Below are 17,216 nucleotides of genomic sequence, written 5' to 3'. Positions count from 1 at the left end.
ATGGACCTTTACGTGCCCATCCTGGTGCTCGCCGTTCTCGCGGGGGGCTTCGCGATCTTCTCGGTCGCCATCGCTCCCTTCACCGGTCCCAAGCGCTGGAACCGCGCCAAGCTTGACGCCTACGAATGCGGCATCGAGCCGACGCCCCAGCCGGTCGGTGGCGGACGGTTCCCGCTGAAATACATGATCACCGCGATGCTCTTCATCGTGTTCGACATCGAGATCATTTTCCTTTACCCCTGGGCAGTCTCCTTCGCGCCGCTGAAGAACGACGCGGGCAGCGTGCTCTCCTCGGGCCTCGGGGTGTTCGCGCTTGTCGAGATGCTGCTGTTCATCGTCACCGTGCTCGTCGCCTACGCGTACGTATGGCGCCGCAAGGGTCTGGACTGGGACTAGAAATGGGACTTGAAGAGAAACTCCCCAGCGGGTTCATCCTCAGCACGGTCGAACAGGCCGCCGGCTGGGCGCGCAAGAACTCCGTATGGCCGGCCACATTCGGCCTCGCCTGTTGCGCCATCGAGCTGATGGCCACCGGTGGCCCCCACTACGACCTGGCGCGCTTCGGCATGGAGCGCGCTTCGGCGTCTCCCCGGCAGGCCGACCTGATGATCGTCGCCGGCCGCGTGTCGCAGAAGATGGCTCCCGTCCTGCGGCAGATCTACGACCAGATGGCCGAGCCCAAGTGGGTCATCTCGATGGGCGTGTGCGCCTCGAGCGGCGGCATGTTCAACAACTACGCCATCGTGCAGGGCGTGGACCACATCGTCCCGGTCGACATCTACCTGCCCGGCTGCCCGCCGCGGCCGGAGATGCTGATCGACGCGATCGTGAAGCTGCACGACAAGATCCAGAACATGAAGTTCGGCGCCCACCGCGCCAAGCAGATCGACGAGCTCGAACTGCAGGCGCTGCGTACGCTGCCGCTGATCGACCAGGGGGCCGCGAAGTGACCTCGCCCGACAACCTCCCCGAGGTCCCCTCCGCCGAGGTCCCCGAGGTTCCGGCGGTCGCCGAGCCGCCCGTCGCCCGACGCGGCATGTTCGGCACGACCGACTCGGGTGACACCTCCGGCTACGGCGGTCTCGTCGTACGGCGGGCCCCCCAGCTGTTCACGTCCCGCCCCTACGGCGGCTACTTCGACGAGCTGGTCGACACGCTGGCCCTCGACGACGCCATCGAGCGCGTGGTCGTGGACCGGGGCGAGCTCACCCTGCACGTGAAGCGGGAGCGGCTCGTCGAGGTGTGCCAGAAGCTCCGCGACGACCCGGCCCTGCGCTTCGAGCTCTCGCTCGGCGTCTCCGGGGTGCACTACCCGCACCTGAAGGGTGAGGAGCTGCACGCGGTCATCCACCTCTGCTCGATCACCCACAACCGGCGCGTCCGCGTCGAGGCGAGCGCCCCCGACGAAGACCCGCACATCCCCTCGACCGTCGGCGTCTTCCCGGGCCACGACTGGCACGAGCGCGAGGCGTACGACTTCTTCGGGATCGTCTTCGACGGCCACCCCGGCCTGACCCGCATCATGATGCCGGACGACTGGGAAGGTCACCCGCAGCGCAAGGACTACCCGCTCGGCGGCATCCCGGTCGAATACCGCGGCGCCACGATCCCCGCGCCCGACCAGAGGAGGTCGTACGCGTGAGCTACATCGAGCTGAGCGTAGACGTACGAAGTGAGGTTCACTCGTGAGCACCGGATATGACGAGGCGACCGAGGGCAAGGTCTACTCGGTCACCGGCGCGGACTGGGACGAGGTCGTCAGCGGCGTCCGCGAGTCCGACGACGAGCGGCTGGTCATCAACATGGGCCCGCAGCACCCGTCCACGCACGGCGTGCTGAGGCTGGTCCTGACCCTCGACGGTGAGACGGTCACCGAGGCGCGCGGCGTCATCGGCTACCTGCACACCGGCATCGAGAAGAACCTCGAATACCGGACGTGGACGCAGGGCACCACGTTCGTCACCCGCATGGACTACCTCTCGCCGATCTTCAACGAGACCGCCTACTGCCTGGGCGTCGAGAAGCTGCTCGGCATCGAGGACCGCGTCCCGGACCGGGCGCAGGCCATCCGCGTGATGATGATGGAGCTCAACCGGATCTCCTCGCACCTGGTCGCGATGGGCACGTTCGGCATGGAGCTCGGCGCGACCACGCCCTTCCTGTTCGGCTACCGCGACCGCGAGCTGATCATGGACCTGTTCGAGTACATCACCGGGCTGCGCATGAACCACGCCTACGTCCGCCCCGGCGGCGTCAGCGTGGACCTGCCCGCGGGTGCGGTCGACAAGATCGGCGAGTTCCTCAAGATCATGCCACAGCGGATCAAGGACATCCGCAAGCTGCTCGACGAGAACCCGGTCTACCTGCGCCGCACCAAGGACGTGGGCTACCTCGACCTGACCGGCTGCATGGCTCTGGGCATCACCGGGCCCATCCTCCGCTCGGCCGGACTGCCGTGGGACCTGCGCAAGTCGCAGCCCTACTGCGGTTACGAGACCTACGACTTCGAGGTGGCGACCGAGCGCGGCTGCGACGTGTTCTCCCGCTACCTGGTCCGGATGCGGGAGATGGAGGAGTCGCTCAAGATCGTCGAGCAGGCTCTCGACCGCATCGCCGGGCCGCTCAAAGGCGACCCCGTGATGATCGAGGACAAGAAGATCGGCTGGCCCGCGCAGCTCGCGCTGGGCCCCGACGGCTTCGGCAACTCGCCCGACCACATCGCGCACATCATGGGCAGCTCCATGGAAGCCCTCATCCACCACTTCAAGCTGGTGACCGAGGGATTCCGGGTGCCGGCCGGGCAGGCGTACGCCTCGATCGAGTCGCCCAAGGGCGAGCTCGGCGCGCACGTGGTGAGCGACGGCGGCACCCGCCCCTACCGCGTCCACTTCCGCGAGCCGTCCTTCTGCAACCTGCAGGGCTTCCCCGCCATGGCGGAGGGCGGCCAGGTCGCGGACGTGATCGCTGCGGTGGCATCTATCGACCCCGTCATGGGAGGTGTGGACCGGTGACTTACTCACCGGAAGTCCGAGAGCGTCTCGAACGAGACGCCAAGGAGATCATCGGACGCTATCCGAAGACGCGGTCGGCGCTGCTGCCGCTGCTCCACCTCGTGCAGTCCGAAGACGGTCACGTCTCCGACGACGGGCAGGAGTTCTGCGCGGAGATGCTGGGCCTCAGCAAGGCCGAGGTCGTCGGTGTCGCGACGTTCTACACCATGTACAAGCGCAAGCCCGCCGGTGACTACCACGTCGGCGTCTGCATCAACGCGCTGTGCGCCGTCATGGGCGGCGACCAGATCTGGGAAGAGCTGTCGGAGCACACCGGCGTCGGCCACGAGGAGACCACCGCCGACGGCAAGGTCTCGCTGGAGCGCCTCGAGTGCAACGCGGCCTGCGACTTCGCCCCGGTCATGATGGTCAACTGGGAGTTCTTCGACAACCAGACGCCCGAGTCGGCCAAGCAGCTCGTCGACGACCTGCGTGACGGCAAGGACGTCCGGCCGACCAGGGGGCCGAAGAAGCTCTGCACCTTCAAGGAGGCCTCGCGGGTGCTCGCGGGCCTGCCCGACGACCTGGCGGGCGACGGCCCGTCGGCGGCGGGTCCCTCGCTGGAGGGCCTCAAGGTCGCCAAGGCCAACGGATGGAAGGCCCCAGAGGCATGAGCACGACTCTCACCCCGGTCCTGACCGCGAACTGGGACCAGGCCAACTCCTTCACCCTCGCCGGCTACGGCGAGTATGAGGCGGCCAAGAAGGCGCTGGGAATGGACCCCGACGCGGTCATCCAGGCCGTCAAGGACTCCGGCCTGCGCGGTCGCGGCGGCGCGGGCTTCCCGACCGGCATGAAGTGGGGCTTCATCCCCCAGGGTGACGGCAAGCCGCACTATCTCGTCGTCAACGCGGACGAGTCGGAGCCGGGCACCTGCAAGGACATCCCGCTGATGATGGCCAACCCGCACTCGCTGGTCGAGGGCGTCATCATCACCGCCTACGCGATCCGGGCCAACCACGCCTTCATCTACGTGCGCGGCGAGGTGCTGCACGTCATCCGGCGGCTGCACGCGGCCGTGCGCGAGGCGTACGAGAAGGGCTACCTCGGCACCGACATCCTCGGCTCCGGCTACGACCTCGAACTCGTCGTGCACAGCGGCGCCGGGGCGTACATCTGTGGCGAGGAGACGGCGCTGCTCGACTCGCTCGAAGGCTTCAGAGGTCAACCGCGGCTCAAGCCCCCGTTCCCGGCCGTGGCGGGCCTGTATGCCTCGCCTACTGTTGTGAACAACGTGGAGTCTGTGGCCAGTGTTCCCTCAATCGTGACCAACGGGGCCGACTGGTTCGCCGGGATGGGCACCGAGAAGTCCAAGGGCTTCGGCATCTTCTCGCTGAGCGGCCACGTCACCCGGCCCGGCCAGTACGAGGCGCCGCTCGGCATCACGCTGCGCGAGCTGCTCGACATGGCGGGCGGGATCCGCGAGGGCCACGAGATCAAGTTCTGGACCCCGGGCGGCTCGTCCACCCCGATCTTCACCGACGAGCACCTGGACGTGCCGCTCGACTTCGAGTCGGTCGGCGCCAAGGGCTCCATGCTCGGCACCCGCGCGTTGCAGATCTTCGACGAGACGACCTGCGTGGTCCGTACGGTCCTGCGCTGGACGGAGTTCTACGCCCACGAGTCGTGCGGCAAGTGCACGCCGTGCCGCGAGGGCACCTACTGGCTCAAGCAGGTGCTCAAGCGCCTGGAGAAGGGCCAGGGCACCGAGGAGGACCTGTCCACGATCACCGACATCGCGGACAACATCCTGGGCCGCTCGTTCTGCGCGCTCGGTGACGGCGCGACGAGCCCGATCCACTCCTCGGTGAAGTACTTCCGCGACGAGTACCTCAAGCACTTCGAGGTCGGCGGCTGCCCGTTCGACGCGAAGAAGTCCACTCTCTGGGGTGACCAGTGACAACAACCGCCGTAGAGACCAATCTGGTGACCCTCAGCATCGACGGGTTCCAGGTCAGCGTCCCGAAGGGCACCCTGATCATCAGGGCGGCAGAGCTGCTGGGCATCCAGATCCCGCGCTTCTGCGACCACCCGCTGCTCGACCCGGCGGCCAACTGCCGCCAGTGCCTGGTCGACATCCCCGACGCCGGCAACGGCCGTGGCTTCCCCAAGCCGCAGCCGTCCTGCGCGATCGAGGTCGCCGAGGGCATGGTGGTGCAGACCCAGCTCACCTCGCCGGTCGCCGAGAAGGCGCAGCGCGGGGCCATGGAGCTGCTGCTCATGAACCACCCGCTGGACTGCCCGGTCTGCGACAAGGGCGGCGAGTGCCCCCTGCAGAACCAGGCGATGTCCAACGGCCAGGGCGAGTCCAGGTTCCAGGAGCAGAAGCGGACCTTCCCCAAGCCGCTGCCGCTGTCCTCGCAGGTCCTGCTCGACCGCGAGCGCTGCGTCCAGTGCGCCCGCTGCATCCGCTTCTCCGACCAGATCGCCGGCGACCCGTTCATCGACTTCTTCGAGCGCGGGGCCAAGGAGCAGGTGGGTGTCGCCGACGGCAAGCCGTTCGACTCCTACTTCTCCGGCAACACGGTGCAGATCTGCCCGGTCGGCGCGCTGACCGGCGCCGCCTACCGGTTCCGGGCCAGGCCGTTCGACCTGGTCTCCACGCCGAGCGCGTGCGAGCACTGCGCCTCCGGCTGCAGCCTGCGCACCGACCATCGGCGCGGCCGGGTCACCCGCCGCCTGGCGGGCAACGACCCGCAGGTCAACGAGGAGTGGAACTGCGACAAGGGCCGCTGGGCGTTCTCCTACGCCACGCAGCCCGACCGGCTCAAGACGCCGCTGGTACGCAACGAGGACGGCGTGCTCGAACCCGCCTCGTGGCCGGAGGCGCTCAGCGTCGCGGCCCGTGGCCTGGCCGCCGCGCGCGGCAGGGCCGGGGTGCTGGTGGGCGGCCGGGTCACGGTCGAGGACGCCTACGCCTACGCCAAGTTCACCCGGCTGGCCCTCGGCAGCAACGACATCGATTTCCGCGCAAGGCCGCACTCCGCCGAGGAGGCGCAGTTCCTGGCCCACGCCGTGGCCGGCAGGGGCATCGAGGTTTCCTACAGTGACCTCGAGAGCGCCCCTGCCGTGCTGCTCGTCGGGTTCGAGCCCGAGGACGAGTCGCCGATCGTCTTCCTGCGCCTGCGCAAGGCGTGGATGAAGAAGGGCCTGAAGGTCACGGCGATCGCCCCGTTCGCCACCAACGGCCTGGCCAAGATGGGCGGCACGCTCATCCGCACCGCGCCGGGCGCGGAGGCCGACGCGATCGGCGAGCTGGTCGGCTCGCTCGCTGAGGGCACGATCGTGCTCGCCGGTGAGCGGCTGGCCACTGTTCCGGGTGCTCTGTCCGCCCTCGTACGCCTCAGCACCGCGTCGGGCGCCAAGCTCGCCTGGGTCCCGCGCAGGGCCGGCGAGCGGGGCGCCATCGAGGCGGGCGCGCTGCCGAACCTGCTGCCCATCGGCCGCCCGGCCGGCGACGAGAGCGCCAGGGCCGAGGTCGCCAGGGCGTGGAACGTCGGCTCGCTGCCCGACGCGCCGGGTCGCGACACCACGGGCATGCTCCTCGCGGCACTGGAGGGCAAGCTCGACGCGCTGGTCGTGGCCGGTGTCGACCCCTACGACCTGGCCGACCCGGCCGCGGCGCTGGCCGCGCTGGAGAACACCCCGTTCATCGTCAGCCTGGAGATCCGCGCCAGCGCGGTCACCGACCGGGCCGACGTGGTCCTGCCGGTCGCCGCCGTGCAGGAGAAGGGCGGCACGTTCGTCAACTGGGAAGGCAGGGGCCGCTCCTTCGGGGCCCCGCTCAGGGTGCCCGGCCTGCAGAGCGACCTGGCCGTGATCAGCAACCTGGCCGACCGGATGGACGTCCACCTGGGCCTGCCCGACGCCGCGGCCGCCCGCCGCGAGCTGAGCGCGATGGGCTCCTGGCGCGGCACCCGCGTCGCCGCCCCCAGCACCGCCACCCGCTCGCAGCTCGCGCCGCGGTCCGGCGAGGCGCTGCTGGCCAGCTGGCACCTGCTGCTCGACGACGGCCGCCTGCAGGACGGCGAGCCGTACCTCGCGGGCACCGCCCGGCCGGCCGAAGCGCTGGTCTCGGAGGCCACCGCGGCGGAGATCGGCGTCGTCGACGGCGACAAGCTGGTCGTCGGCGGTCAAGGACCCAACGCGGTCACGTTGCCGGTGCGCGTCGCCGACCTGCCCGACCGGGTGGTCTGGGTGCCGGCGAACTCCGGCGGCTGCTCGGTCACGCGCGATCTCGGCGCGGCGGCCGGCGACATCGTCACGATCGGGAGCGCCTCATGATCCCTGTTCTCCTGACTGATCCGACGCTTGCCGACTTCGGCAAGGATCCGCTCTGGATCACCATCATCAAGGCAGTGATGCTGTTCGCCTTCCTGATGCTCTGCATTCTGTTCGGCGTCTGGTTCGAACGGAAGCTGATCTCCAGGATGCAGAACCGCTTCGGCCCCAACCGGGCGGGCAAGTTCGGCCTGCTCCAGTCGGTGGCCGACGGCATCAAGATGGGACTGAAGGAAGACCTCTTCCCGCGGACCGTCGACAAGCTGCTCTACCTGATGGCCCCGGTCATCATGGTGATCCCGGCCTTCCTGGCCTTCTCGATCACCCCGTTCGGGCCGATGGTCAACCTGTTCGGCGTGCGGACGCCGCTGCAACTGGTCGACCTGCCGGTGGCCGTGCTGTTCATGCTGGCCATGGGTGCCATCTCGGTCTACGGCGTGGTGCTGGCCGGCTGGTCGTCGCGCTCGCCGTACGCGCTGCTGGGCGGGCTCCGGTCGGCGGCGCAGGTGGTCTCGTACGAGATCGCGATGGGTCTGTCCTTCGTCGGCGTGTTCCTGTTCGCGGGGACGCTGTCGACGTCGGAGATCGTCAAGTCGCAGGCGACCGGCGGCGAGCTGTGGGGCATGTCGATGCCCTCCTGGTACGTCGTCCTGCTGCTGCCGTCCTTCCTGATCTACGTGTTCTGCGCCTTCGGTGAGGCCGCGCGTATCCCGTTCGACCTGCCCGAGGGTGAGGGCGAGCTGGTCGGTGGCTTCCAGACCGAGTACTCCTCGTCGCTGAAGTTCGCGCTGATCATGATGGGCGAATACCTGCACACCTTCGTCGCCTCGGCGATGGCCATCACGCTGTTCCTCGGTGGCTGGCGGGCTCCGTTCCCGATCACGTGGTTCTGGGCCGGCGCGAACGAGGGCTGGTGGCCGCTGCTGTGGTTCTTCGTCAAGTTCGTGCTGGTCTTCTGCTTCGTGGTGTGGGTGCGGGCCTCGCTGCCGCGCGTCCGCTACGACCAGCTCATGTCGCTGGGGTGGAAGGTTCTCATCCCGGTCAACCTGGCGTGGATCATGCTGGTCGCCACGATCCGGACCGTCATGTACGTCAAGAACGGCGAAGCCGGCTTCCAGGGCAGCCTGGCACCCGTCATGGTGGTCGCGGTGGTCGTCATCGTCGGCGCGCTCGGCATCTGGGCCCGGTTCGACACCGTGAACCAGCGCCGCAAGGAAGCGAAGAAGGCGGAGGTCGAGGCGGAGTTCGAGGAGCTGTCCAACGAGCCAACGGCCGGTGGCTTCCCTGTGCCGCCGCTCGACCTGCCGCACTACCACGGGGTGCAGCACAAGGAGATTCCCAGTGGGACTAACTGATTGGCTGAACCCCGTCAAGGGCTTCGGGGTCACCTTCCACACGATGTTCAAGAAGCCCGTCACGGTGAACTACCCGGAGGAGAAGAGGCCCACGGCGCCTCGCTTCCACGGGCGGCACCAGCTCAACCGCTGGCCTGACGGGCTGGAGAAGTGCGTCGGCTGCGAGCTGTGCGCCTGGGCGTGCCCGGCCGACGCCATCTACGTGGAAGGTGCCGACAACACCGACGCGGAGCGCTTCTCGCCGGGTGAACGTTACGGCCGCACCTACCAGATCAACTATCTGCGGTGCATTCTCTGCGGTCTGTGCATCGAGGCGTGCCCCACACGGGCCCTCACGATGACCAACGAGTACGAACTGGCCGACACCAACCGCGAGAGCCTCATCTTCACCAAGGAGATGCTCCTCGCGCCCCTGACCCAGGGGATGGAGCAGCCTCCGCACCCCATGCGGCTCGGGGACACCGAAGAGGACTACTACCGGCTGGGACGGACCAATGGGTGAGACCATTACCTTCTGGGTGCTCGCCGTCGTCTCCGTCGGCGCGGCACTCGGCATGGTGTTCAACCGGAAGGCCGTCTATTCGGCGCTGATGCTCGGCACCGTGATGCTCTGCCTCGCGGTCCTCTACGCCGTGCAGGACGCGCCCTTCCTGGCCGCGGTGCAGATCATCGTCTACACCGGCGCCGTCATGATGCTCTTCCTGTTCGTGCTCATGCTGGTCGGCGTCGACTCCTCCGACTCGCTGGTGGAGACGCTGCGGGGTCAGCGCTTCTGGGCCGCGATCGCCGCCGTCGGCTTCGCCGCGCTGGTCATCCTGGCCATTGGCAACGCCGTCTTCGCCAAGGAGGCCGGGCTGGCCTCGGCGATCGGGCAGGCCGGTTACATCCGCTCGCTGGCGCTGCTGCTCTTCACGAAGTATGTCTTCGCCTTCGAGATCACCTCGGCGCTGCTGATCACCGCCGCGCTCGGCGCGATGGTGCTGGCGCACCGCGAGCGGCTGACCGTACGGCCTTCGCAGAAGGACCTGGCCCGCGCCCGGTTCCTCGGCGATCGCCCGTCGCCGCTGCCCGGACCCGGCACCTACGCCAGGAGCAACGCCATCGACATGCCGGCGCTGCTGCCCGACGGCTCGGTCGCGGAGAGCTCGGTCAACCGCTACATCGCGCGGTTCGACGTCGAGCAGGGTCATCTGCCCGAGGACCCGAAGCTCGCCGAGGCCATCAAGCACAGGGCCGCCGTCGAGTCGGCTGAGGAGGAGTCCAAGTGACCACCCATTACCTCGTCCTGTCGGGCCTGCTGTTCGCCATCGGCGCGATGGGCGTGCTGATCCGGCGCAACGCGATCGTGGTGTTCATGTGCGTCGAGCTCATGCTCAACGCCTGCAACCTCGCCTTCGTCGCCTTCGCCAGGCAGAACGGCAACCTCGAAGGCCAGATCATCGCGTTCTTCGTGATGGTGGTGGCCGCGGCCGAGGTCGTGGTCGGCCTGGCCATCATCGTGACGATCTTCCGAACCCGCAGGTCCGCGTCGGTAGACGACGCCAACCTGCTGAAGTACTAGAGGTGACTGGTGGAATCTCCTGCTGAGATCGTCCAGCACACCGCCGGCGGCATGATCGGGGCCTCTTGGCTGATGATCGCCTTCCCGTTGCTGGGTGCGGCGATCCTGCTGATCCTCGGACGCATGACCAACCGGTGGGGCCATCTGCTGGGCGTGGCCATGTCCCTCGCCTCGTTCGTCGTGGCGGTGCTGACCTTCTTCGAGCTCATCGGCCTACCGGAAGAACAGCGCCGTCAGGCCGTACATCTGTATGAGTTCATTCCCGGCATGGTCGACATGGGGTTGCTGATCGACCCGCTGTCGATCAGCTTCGCGCTGCTGATCACCGGTGTCGGATCGCTGATCCACATCTACTCGATCGGGTACATGTCGCACGACGCCGAGCGGCGCCGGTTCTTCTCCTATCTGAACCTCTTCGTCGCCGCGATGCTCCTGCTGGTGCTGGCCGACAACTACGTCGGGCTGTTCATCGGCTGGGAGGGCGTGGGCCTGGCCTCGTACCTGCTCATCGGGTTCTGGCAGTTCAAGCCCTCGGCGGCGGTCGCGGCCAAGAAGGCGTTCATCGTCAACCGCGTGGGTGACTTCGGGCTGCTGGTCGGCATGTTCATCATTCTGGCCACGTTCCACACGCTGACCTTCAGCGAGCTGGGCGCGCAGATCGCGAAGAGCCCGCCGTCCGGCGGCGCGGTCACCGCGATCGGCCTGCTGCTGCTCCTCGGCGCGTGCGGCAAGTCGGCACAGCTGCCGCTGCAGTCCTGGTTGCTCGACGCGATGGAGGGCCCGACTCCGGTCTCGGCCCTGATCCACGCGGCGACCATGGTCACCGCCGGTGTCTACCTGGTGGTCCGCTCCGGCGCGTTCTTCTTCCCGCCGGACTCGGCGCAGGCGCTCGCCGTCTCGATCGTCGGCGCGGCCACGCTGCTGGCCGGTGCCATCATCGGTTGCGCGAAGGACGACATCAAGAAGGGCCTGGCCGGCTCGACGATGTCGCAGATCGGCTACATGATGCTCGGCGCGGGCCTCGGCCCGGCGGGCTACGCCTTCGCGATCGGGCACCTGATCACGCACGGCTTCTTCAAGGCCGACCTGTTCCTCGGGGCCGGCTCGGTCATGCACGGCATGAACGACGAGGTGAACATGCGGAAGTACGGCGGGCTGCGCAAGCACATGCCGATCACCTTCGCGACGTTCTTCATCGGCTACCTGGCGATCATCGGCTTCCCCCTGCTGTCCGGATATTTCACGAAGGACGGCATCATCGAGACCGCCGTTCACCACCAGCCGATCCTCGGCTGGCTGGCCGTGCTCGGTGCGGGCATCACCGGCTTCTACATGTCGCGGATGGTCTTCATGACCTTCTTCGGCGAAAAGCGCTGGGAGAAGGACGCCCACCCGCACGAGTCGCCCGCCGTCATGACGTGGCCGCTGATGATCCTGTCGCTCGGCGCGCTCTTCCTGGGCGGCTACCTGATCCTGAGCAACAGGCTGTACGACTTCCTCAAGGTCGCCGTGGGCACCGCGGAAGAGCGGCCGGAGTTCGACTTCACCAGCACGGCCGGCTTGGTCACGCTGGCGCTGGTGGCCGTCGGTGCGGGCTTCGCCTGGGTCAGGTACGGCAGGGCCGAGGTGCCCGCCGTGGCGCCGCGCGGCTCCTTCCTCACCACGTTCGCCCGTCGTGACCTCTACGGCGACGCGCTCAACGAGTCCCTGTTCATGCGCCCCGGCCAGTGGCTGACCCGCTTCGCGGTGTACTTCGACAACCGCGGCATCGACGGGCTGGTCAACGGCCTGGCGGCGGGCATCGGCGGGACCTCGGGGCGTCTCAGGCGGATCCAGACGGGCTTCGCCAGATCCTACGCGCTGTCCATCCTGTTCGGTGCTGCCCTCCTGGCAGGCGCCCTGCTCCTCGTTGGGAACATCTGATGTCACCCTGGCTCCCGATACTCATGGCGGTGCCCGTCCTGGGCGCCATCGTGGTGGCCCTGCTTCCCAAGGGCAGTGACAAGCTGGCCAAACAGGCCACGCTGCTGGTGTCCCTGGTCGTGCTGGCGCTGACGCTCGTCATGGCGGCCCAGTTCAAGACGGGCGGCCCCAGGTTCCAGTTCCAGGCGGACCCCGACTGGATCCCGAGCTTCGGCGTGAAGTTCGGGGTCGGCGTCGACGGCATCGCGCTCGTGCTGATCGCGCTGTCGGCGGTGCTGGTGCCGATCGTAGTGCTCGCCTCCTGGCACGACGCCGACGGCACGCAGAGCGCCGACGGCACGCTGATCACCCCGAAGCGGTCGGTCAAGACGTACTTCTCGCTGCTGCTGGTGCTGGAAGCGATGATGATCGGCGTCTTCGCGTCGACCGACATCTTCCTGTTCTACGTCTTCTTCGAAGCCATGCTGATCCCGATGTACTTCATGATCGGGTCGTACGGTGGCGCGCAGCGGTCGTACGCGGCCGTCAAGTTCCTGCTGTACTCGTTGTTCGGCGGCCTGCTCATGCTGGTCGCGGTCATCGCGCTGTACGTCGTCGCGGGCAAGGGCACGTTCATGTTCCCCGAGCTCGTCGGCGTCATCCAGGACCCCGCGACGCAGAAGTGGCTGTTCGCCGGCTTCTTCATCGCCTTCGCGATCAAGGCGCCGCTCTGGCCGGTGCACACCTGGCTGCCCGACGCGGCCGCGCAGGCTCCGGCCGGCGCCGCCGTGCTGCTCGTGGGTGTGCTCGACAAGGTCGGTACGTTCGGCATGCTCCGCTTCTGCCTGGAGCTGTTCCCCGACGCGGCCAAGGCGTTCACGATGCCCATCGTGGTCCTCGCGGTCATCAGCATCATCTACGGCGCGATCGTGGCCATCGGGCAGACCGACATGAAGCGGCTCATCGCCTACACGTCGATCTCGCACTTCGGCTTCATCGTGATGGGCGTGTTCGCCATGTCGCAGGTGTCGCAGTCCGGCGCCGCGCTCTACATGGTCAACCACGGCTTCGCCACCGGCGCGCTGTTCCTGGCCGCCGGGTTCCTCATCGCCCGGCGCGGCTCGCCGCACATCGCCGACTACGGAGGCGTCCAGAAGGTCGCCCCGCTGCTCGCGGGCTTCTTCCTGATCGCCGGCCTGGCCGGGTTGTCGCTGCCGGGGCTGTCGTCGTTCGTCAGCGAGTTCATGGTGATGATCGGCACCTACACCAGCTCCGCCTTCGGGTCCGGCGCGCTGGCGGTCGCGGCGATCGTCTCCGCGCTGGCCGTGATCCTGGCGGCCGTCTACATCCTGTGGATGGTGCAGCGGGCGCTCAACGGGCCGACCGCCGAGCCGGTGAAGGCCTTCAAGGACCTGAACGTGCGCGAGATCGTCGTCCTCGCGCCGCTCATCGCGCTGATCATCGGCTTCGGCTTCTTCCCCAAGCCGCTGCTGGACGTGATCAACCCCACGGTCACCCAGACGCTGGTCAACGTGAAAGTGGACAACCCGGCTATCGCTGAGAAGGGGGCCGGCCAGTGAACGACGCTGTCGTGGCGCCGACCATCGAATACGGCACGCTGGCGCCGATGCTGCTGGTCTTCGGCGCGGCCGTCGTCGGTGTGCTCGTAGAGGCGTTCGCGCCGCGCTACATGCGCAAGTCGATCCACGTACCCCTCACCCTGCTGTCCCTGGCCGGGGCGTTCGCGCTGGTCATCGTGCAGGTGGTCAAGGGCGCCGTGCCGACGGCGCCGGTCGCCATGGGCGCGGTCGCGGTCGACGGGCCCTCGCTGTTCATCTGGGGCGTCATCCTCGTCCTGTCGTTCGTCTGCGTGCTGATGATCAACGACGAGGGCCACTTCGTCGCCTCGGCGGCGGCCGTGCCCGGCAGCGCCGACGAGGAGGAGGCCGAGGCCGCCGGTGGCTCGCACACCGAGGTCTACCCGCTGGTCCTGTTCGCGGTGGGCGGCATGCTGCTCTTCCCCGCCTCGCACGACCTGCTGACCATGTTCGTCGGCCTTGAGGTCATGTCGCTGCCGCTGTATCTGCTGTGCGGCCTGGCCCGCCGGCGCCGCCTGCTGTCGCAGGAGGCGTCGATGAAGTACTTCCTGCTCGGCGCGTTCTCCTCGGCCTTCTTCCTGTACGGCACGGCCATGATCTACGGCTACGCCGGGACGGTGTCCTTCACCGGCATCAACAAGGCCCTGGCCACCGGCTCGCTGCTCGACCCGATCCTGCTGCTCGGAGTCTCGCTGCTCGGCGTCGGCCTGCTGTTCAAGATCGGCGCGGCGCCGTTCCAGGCGTGGAAGCCGGACGTCTACCAGGGCGCTCCGACGCCCATCACCGCCCTCATGGCCTCCGGCACGCTGGTCGCGGCCGTGGGCGCCGTGCTGCGGGTGTTCTGGGTGGCGCTGGGCAACCTGGACTGGGACTGGCGGCCGGTCATGTGGGCCGTCGCGGCCCTGACGATGGTGGTCGGCGCGATCCTGGCGATCACGCAGACCGACATCAAGCGCATGCTGGCCTACTCCTCGATCGCGCACGCGGGCTTCCTGCTGATCGGTGTCATGGCCACGTTCGACAAGAGCGCGCAGAACGCCAAGTCGCTGTCGGCGATCATGTTCTACCTGCTCGTCTACAGCATCACCACGGTCGGCGCCTTCGCGGTGGTCACCATGGTCCGCGACCCCGGCGGTGAGGCGGGCCACCTGTCGCGCTGGGCCGGGCTGGGCAAGCGCTCGCCGATCCTGGCGGGCATCTTCGCCTTCTTCCTGCTGGCCTTCGCCGGCATTCCGCTGACCAGCGGCTTCTTCGGCAAGTACGCCGTGTTCGCCGCCGCGCTGGCCAGTGGGTCCGAGGCCGGTGACTCGCTCGGGGGCTGGATGACCGGGCTGGTCGTGCTGGGCGTCATCGCCTCCGCGATCGCCGCGTTCTTCTACGTGCGCGTCATCGTCCTGATGTTCTTCAGCGACCCGGCGGCCGACGGTCCGTCGATCGCGGTGCCCAGTATGGGGACCGTGGCCGTCATCGCCATCTCGCTGCTGATTACGGTAGGAGTCGGGCTCTTCCCGCAGCCCATGCTCGACCTCGCCAACCAGGCTGCATCCGGCCTGTTCATCAGATAGGGGATCTGTATGTCCGCGCCTCCCGTGGTTGACCTTCCCATTGAGGACGAACGGTTGGCGCAGGACGTGGCCAACGGACTGGCCGCTGTCGAGAAGCTGCTGCGTTCGTCGGTGGAGAGCGAGGACGCCTTCGTCACGGAGGCGTCCAAGCACCTCATCGAGGCCGGGGGCAAGCGCTTCCGTACGCTGATGGTGCTGCTGGCGGCCCAGTTCGGGGATCCGTCGGCGCCGGGTGTCGTGCCCGGCGCCGTGGTCATCGAGCTGACCCATCTCGGGTCGCTCTACCACGACGACGTCATGGACGAGGCTCCGGTACGCCGGGGCTCGCCGTCGGCCAACGCCCGGTGGGACAACACCGTGGCCATCCTCACCGGCGACTACCTGTTCGCCCAGGCGTCCGACCTCCTGGCCGACCTCGGGCCGGAGCTCATCCGCGTACAGGCGCAGACCTTCTCCCGCCTCGTCCAGGGTCAGATCCGCGAGACCATCGGGCCGCGCGGCGAAGAGGACCCGGTGGCGCACTACATCAGCGTGCTGGCGGACAAGACGGGGTCCCTGATCGCGGCCTCCGGCCGGTTCGGGGCGCTGCTGTCCGGGGCGCCGTCCGACGTCGAGGAGCGGCTCAGCCGGGCGTGCGAGGCGGTCGGGGTGGCCTGGCAGCTGGGGGACGACCTGCTCGACGTGGCGTCCACCTCGACGGAGTCGGGCAAGACACCGGGGACCGATCTGCGGGAGGGTGTCCGGACGCTGCCGGTCCTCTACGCTCTGGCCTCGGACCCGTCCTCGCGGCTGGCGGAGCTGCTGTCGGGGCCGGTGGCCGAGTCGGACCTGGACGAGGCGCTGACGCTGCTGCGGGCGCACCCGGCCATGGGACAGGCGCGGGCCGAGCTGGATGCCTGGGTGAACCGGGCTCGTACCGACCTTTCCAGCCTCCCAGACATCCCCGCCAAGAACGCATTTTTGGCGCTATGTGACTACGTTGTCGAGCGTTCTGGGTGATCTCCTGATCGCGGCCCGGGTAGCGCGGGCCGTACGGATGCTGTCGTAGGTGAAGACGGCCAGGGCCAGCCACACGATCGAGAACCCGATCCAGCGGCTGGCCGGCATCGTCTCCTTGGCGACCAGCACCCCGCACAGGAACTGCAGGACCGGCGCGATGTACTGAAGCAGGCCGATCGTGCTGAGCGGCACCCGGATGGCGGCGGCGGTGAAGCACAGCAGCGGCACCGCCGTGATCACCCCCGCCCCGACCAGGAGCGCCGCGTGGCCGAGCCCCTCGGTTCCGAACGTGGACTGCCCGGTCAGGCTGAGATAGAGGATGTAGCCCAGCGCGGGGGTGAGCAGTACCAGGGTCTCGACGGTGAGGCTCTCGGCCGCGCCCACGTTCGCCTGCTTCTTGACCAGCCCGTACAGACCGAAGCTGACGGCCAGCGCGAGCGCGATCCACGGCGGCCGGCCGTAGTCGATGGTCAGCACGAGCACGGCGAGCGTCCCGAACCCGACAGCCACCCACTGCAGCGGCCTGAGCCGCTCCTTGAGCAGCACAACCCCGAACAGCACGCTGATCAGCGGGTTGATGAAGTATCCCAGGGCACTCTCGACCACCTGGTTAGCGTTGACGGCATAGATGTACACGCCCCAGTTGACGGTGACGATCATGGCGGCCAGCGTCAGCAGGGCGAGCTTCCTGGGCTCTTTGAGCAGCGCCCGCATCCAGGACCAGTGGCGCCGCACGGCCAGCACCACCAGGACCGCGACCAGTGACCAGGCCATGCGGTGCGCGAGGATCTCAATGGCTCCTGACGGCTTGAGCAGCGGCCAGTACAGGGGGAACAAACCCCACATCGTGTAGGCGGCAGCCCCGAACAGCACACCGCGCCTCAGGTCAGGCATGTAGTCCAGTT

At 68.1% G+C, this 17,216-nt stretch carries 16 protein-coding genes; 15 read left to right on the top strand and 1 reads right to left on the bottom strand.

The window, feature by feature from the left end; genetic code table 11:
• Genes ACIBO2_RS48025 through ACIBO2_RS47955 form a run of 15 tightly spaced genes read left to right on the top strand, consistent with a single transcriptional unit; the run spans position 1 to position 16,311 of the window.
• Positions 1 to 396: an NADH-quinone oxidoreductase subunit A gene (locus ACIBO2_RS48025; protein ID WP_214640645.1), complete on the top strand. Its 396-nt coding sequence runs from the start codon at positions 1 to 3 to the stop codon at positions 394 to 396.
• 2 nt (positions 397 to 398) lie between these two features.
• Positions 399 to 950 carry an NADH-quinone oxidoreductase subunit B family protein gene (locus ACIBO2_RS48020; RefSeq protein WP_219529166.1) on the top strand — a complete coding sequence of 184 codons (552 nt, stop codon included), beginning with the start codon at positions 399 to 401 and terminating at the stop codon, positions 948 to 950.
• Positions 947 to 1,642, top strand: a complete 696-nt coding sequence (locus tag ACIBO2_RS48015; RefSeq protein ID WP_397304470.1) for an NADH-quinone oxidoreductase subunit C — start codon at positions 947 to 949, stop codon at positions 1,640 to 1,642. Before ACIBO2_RS48020 ends, ACIBO2_RS48015 begins: the two co-directional genes overlap by 4 nt.
• A gap of 43 nt (positions 1,643 to 1,685) precedes the next feature.
• Positions 1,686 to 3,011 carry an NADH-quinone oxidoreductase subunit D gene (locus ACIBO2_RS48010; RefSeq protein WP_357954683.1) on the top strand — a complete coding sequence of 442 codons (1,326 nt, stop codon included), beginning with the start codon at positions 1,686 to 1,688 and terminating at the stop codon, positions 3,009 to 3,011.
• A complete protein-coding gene (gene nuoE, locus ACIBO2_RS48005) occupies positions 3,008 to 3,664 on the top strand; it encodes an NADH-quinone oxidoreductase subunit NuoE (protein ID WP_357954685.1) in 657 nt (218 codons plus the stop codon). Before ACIBO2_RS48010 ends, nuoE begins: the two co-directional genes overlap by 4 nt.
• Entirely contained in the window at positions 3,661 to 4,950 is a 1,290-nt protein-coding gene (gene nuoF / locus ACIBO2_RS48000; RefSeq protein WP_219529170.1) for an NADH-quinone oxidoreductase subunit NuoF, read from the top strand. The genes nuoE and nuoF overlap by 4 nt, the downstream gene beginning before the upstream one ends.
• Positions 4,947 to 7,334, top strand: coding sequence for an NADH-quinone oxidoreductase subunit G (locus tag ACIBO2_RS47995; RefSeq protein WP_397304469.1), 2,388 nt, complete (start codon positions 4,947 to 4,949; stop codon positions 7,332 to 7,334). Before nuoF ends, ACIBO2_RS47995 begins: the two co-directional genes overlap by 4 nt.
• On the top strand, positions 7,331 to 8,686 hold the full coding sequence (gene nuoH / locus ACIBO2_RS47990) for an NADH-quinone oxidoreductase subunit NuoH (RefSeq protein WP_358546531.1): 1,356 nt from the start codon (positions 7,331 to 7,333) through the stop codon (positions 8,684 to 8,686). Before ACIBO2_RS47995 ends, nuoH begins: the two co-directional genes overlap by 4 nt.
• Positions 8,673 to 9,188, top strand: coding sequence for an NADH-quinone oxidoreductase subunit NuoI (gene nuoI / locus ACIBO2_RS47985; RefSeq protein ID WP_357654965.1), 516 nt, complete (start codon positions 8,673 to 8,675; stop codon positions 9,186 to 9,188). Before nuoH ends, nuoI begins: the two co-directional genes overlap by 14 nt.
• A complete protein-coding gene (locus ACIBO2_RS47980) occupies positions 9,181 to 9,954 on the top strand; it encodes an NADH-quinone oxidoreductase subunit J (protein WP_358546529.1) in 774 nt (257 codons plus the stop codon). The genes nuoI and ACIBO2_RS47980 overlap by 8 nt, the downstream gene beginning before the upstream one ends.
• A 47-nt stretch (positions 9,955 to 10,001) precedes the next feature.
• Entirely contained in the window at positions 10,002 to 10,247 is a 246-nt protein-coding gene (gene nuoK / locus ACIBO2_RS47975) for an NADH-quinone oxidoreductase subunit NuoK (protein WP_246651073.1), read from the top strand.
• 51 nt (positions 10,248 to 10,298) lie between these two features.
• On the top strand, positions 10,299 to 12,170 hold the full coding sequence (gene nuoL, locus ACIBO2_RS47970; protein ID WP_397304523.1) for an NADH-quinone oxidoreductase subunit L: 1,872 nt from the start codon (positions 10,299 to 10,301) through the stop codon (positions 12,168 to 12,170).
• Positions 12,170 to 13,729, top strand: coding sequence for an NADH-quinone oxidoreductase subunit M (locus ACIBO2_RS47965; RefSeq protein ID WP_358546526.1), 1,560 nt, complete (start codon positions 12,170 to 12,172; stop codon positions 13,727 to 13,729). The genes nuoL and ACIBO2_RS47965 overlap by 1 nt, the downstream gene beginning before the upstream one ends.
• Positions 13,730 to 13,776: 47 nt before the next feature.
• The gene (gene nuoN / locus ACIBO2_RS47960; RefSeq protein ID WP_397304522.1) at positions 13,777 to 15,312 is read left to right on the top strand and encodes an NADH-quinone oxidoreductase subunit NuoN; all 1,536 of its coding nucleotides are present in this window, start codon (positions 13,777 to 13,779) and stop codon (positions 15,310 to 15,312) included.
• Positions 15,313 to 15,321: 9 nt separating this feature from the next.
• The gene (locus ACIBO2_RS47955; RefSeq protein WP_358546521.1) at positions 15,322 to 16,311 is read left to right on the top strand and encodes a polyprenyl synthetase family protein; all 990 of its coding nucleotides are present in this window, start codon (positions 15,322 to 15,324) and stop codon (positions 16,309 to 16,311) included.
• Here ACIBO2_RS47955 and rarD read toward each other — a convergent pair.
• Positions 16,279 to 17,205, bottom strand: coding sequence for an EamA family transporter RarD (gene rarD / locus ACIBO2_RS47950; protein WP_358546519.1), 927 nt, complete (start codon positions 17,203 to 17,205; stop codon positions 16,279 to 16,281). The two genes, ACIBO2_RS47955 and rarD, sit on opposite strands and share 33 nt — an antisense overlap.
• Between the last annotated feature and the right edge of the window lie 11 nt (positions 17,206 to 17,216).

The sequence above is a fragment of the Nonomuraea sp. NPDC050022 genome (genome assembly GCF_044460705.1).
Classification (GTDB): domain Bacteria; phylum Actinomycetota; class Actinomycetes; order Streptosporangiales; family Streptosporangiaceae; genus Nonomuraea.
Note: the sequence above shows the minus strand (reverse complement) of the source record. Positions and strands in the feature narration are given on the sequence as shown.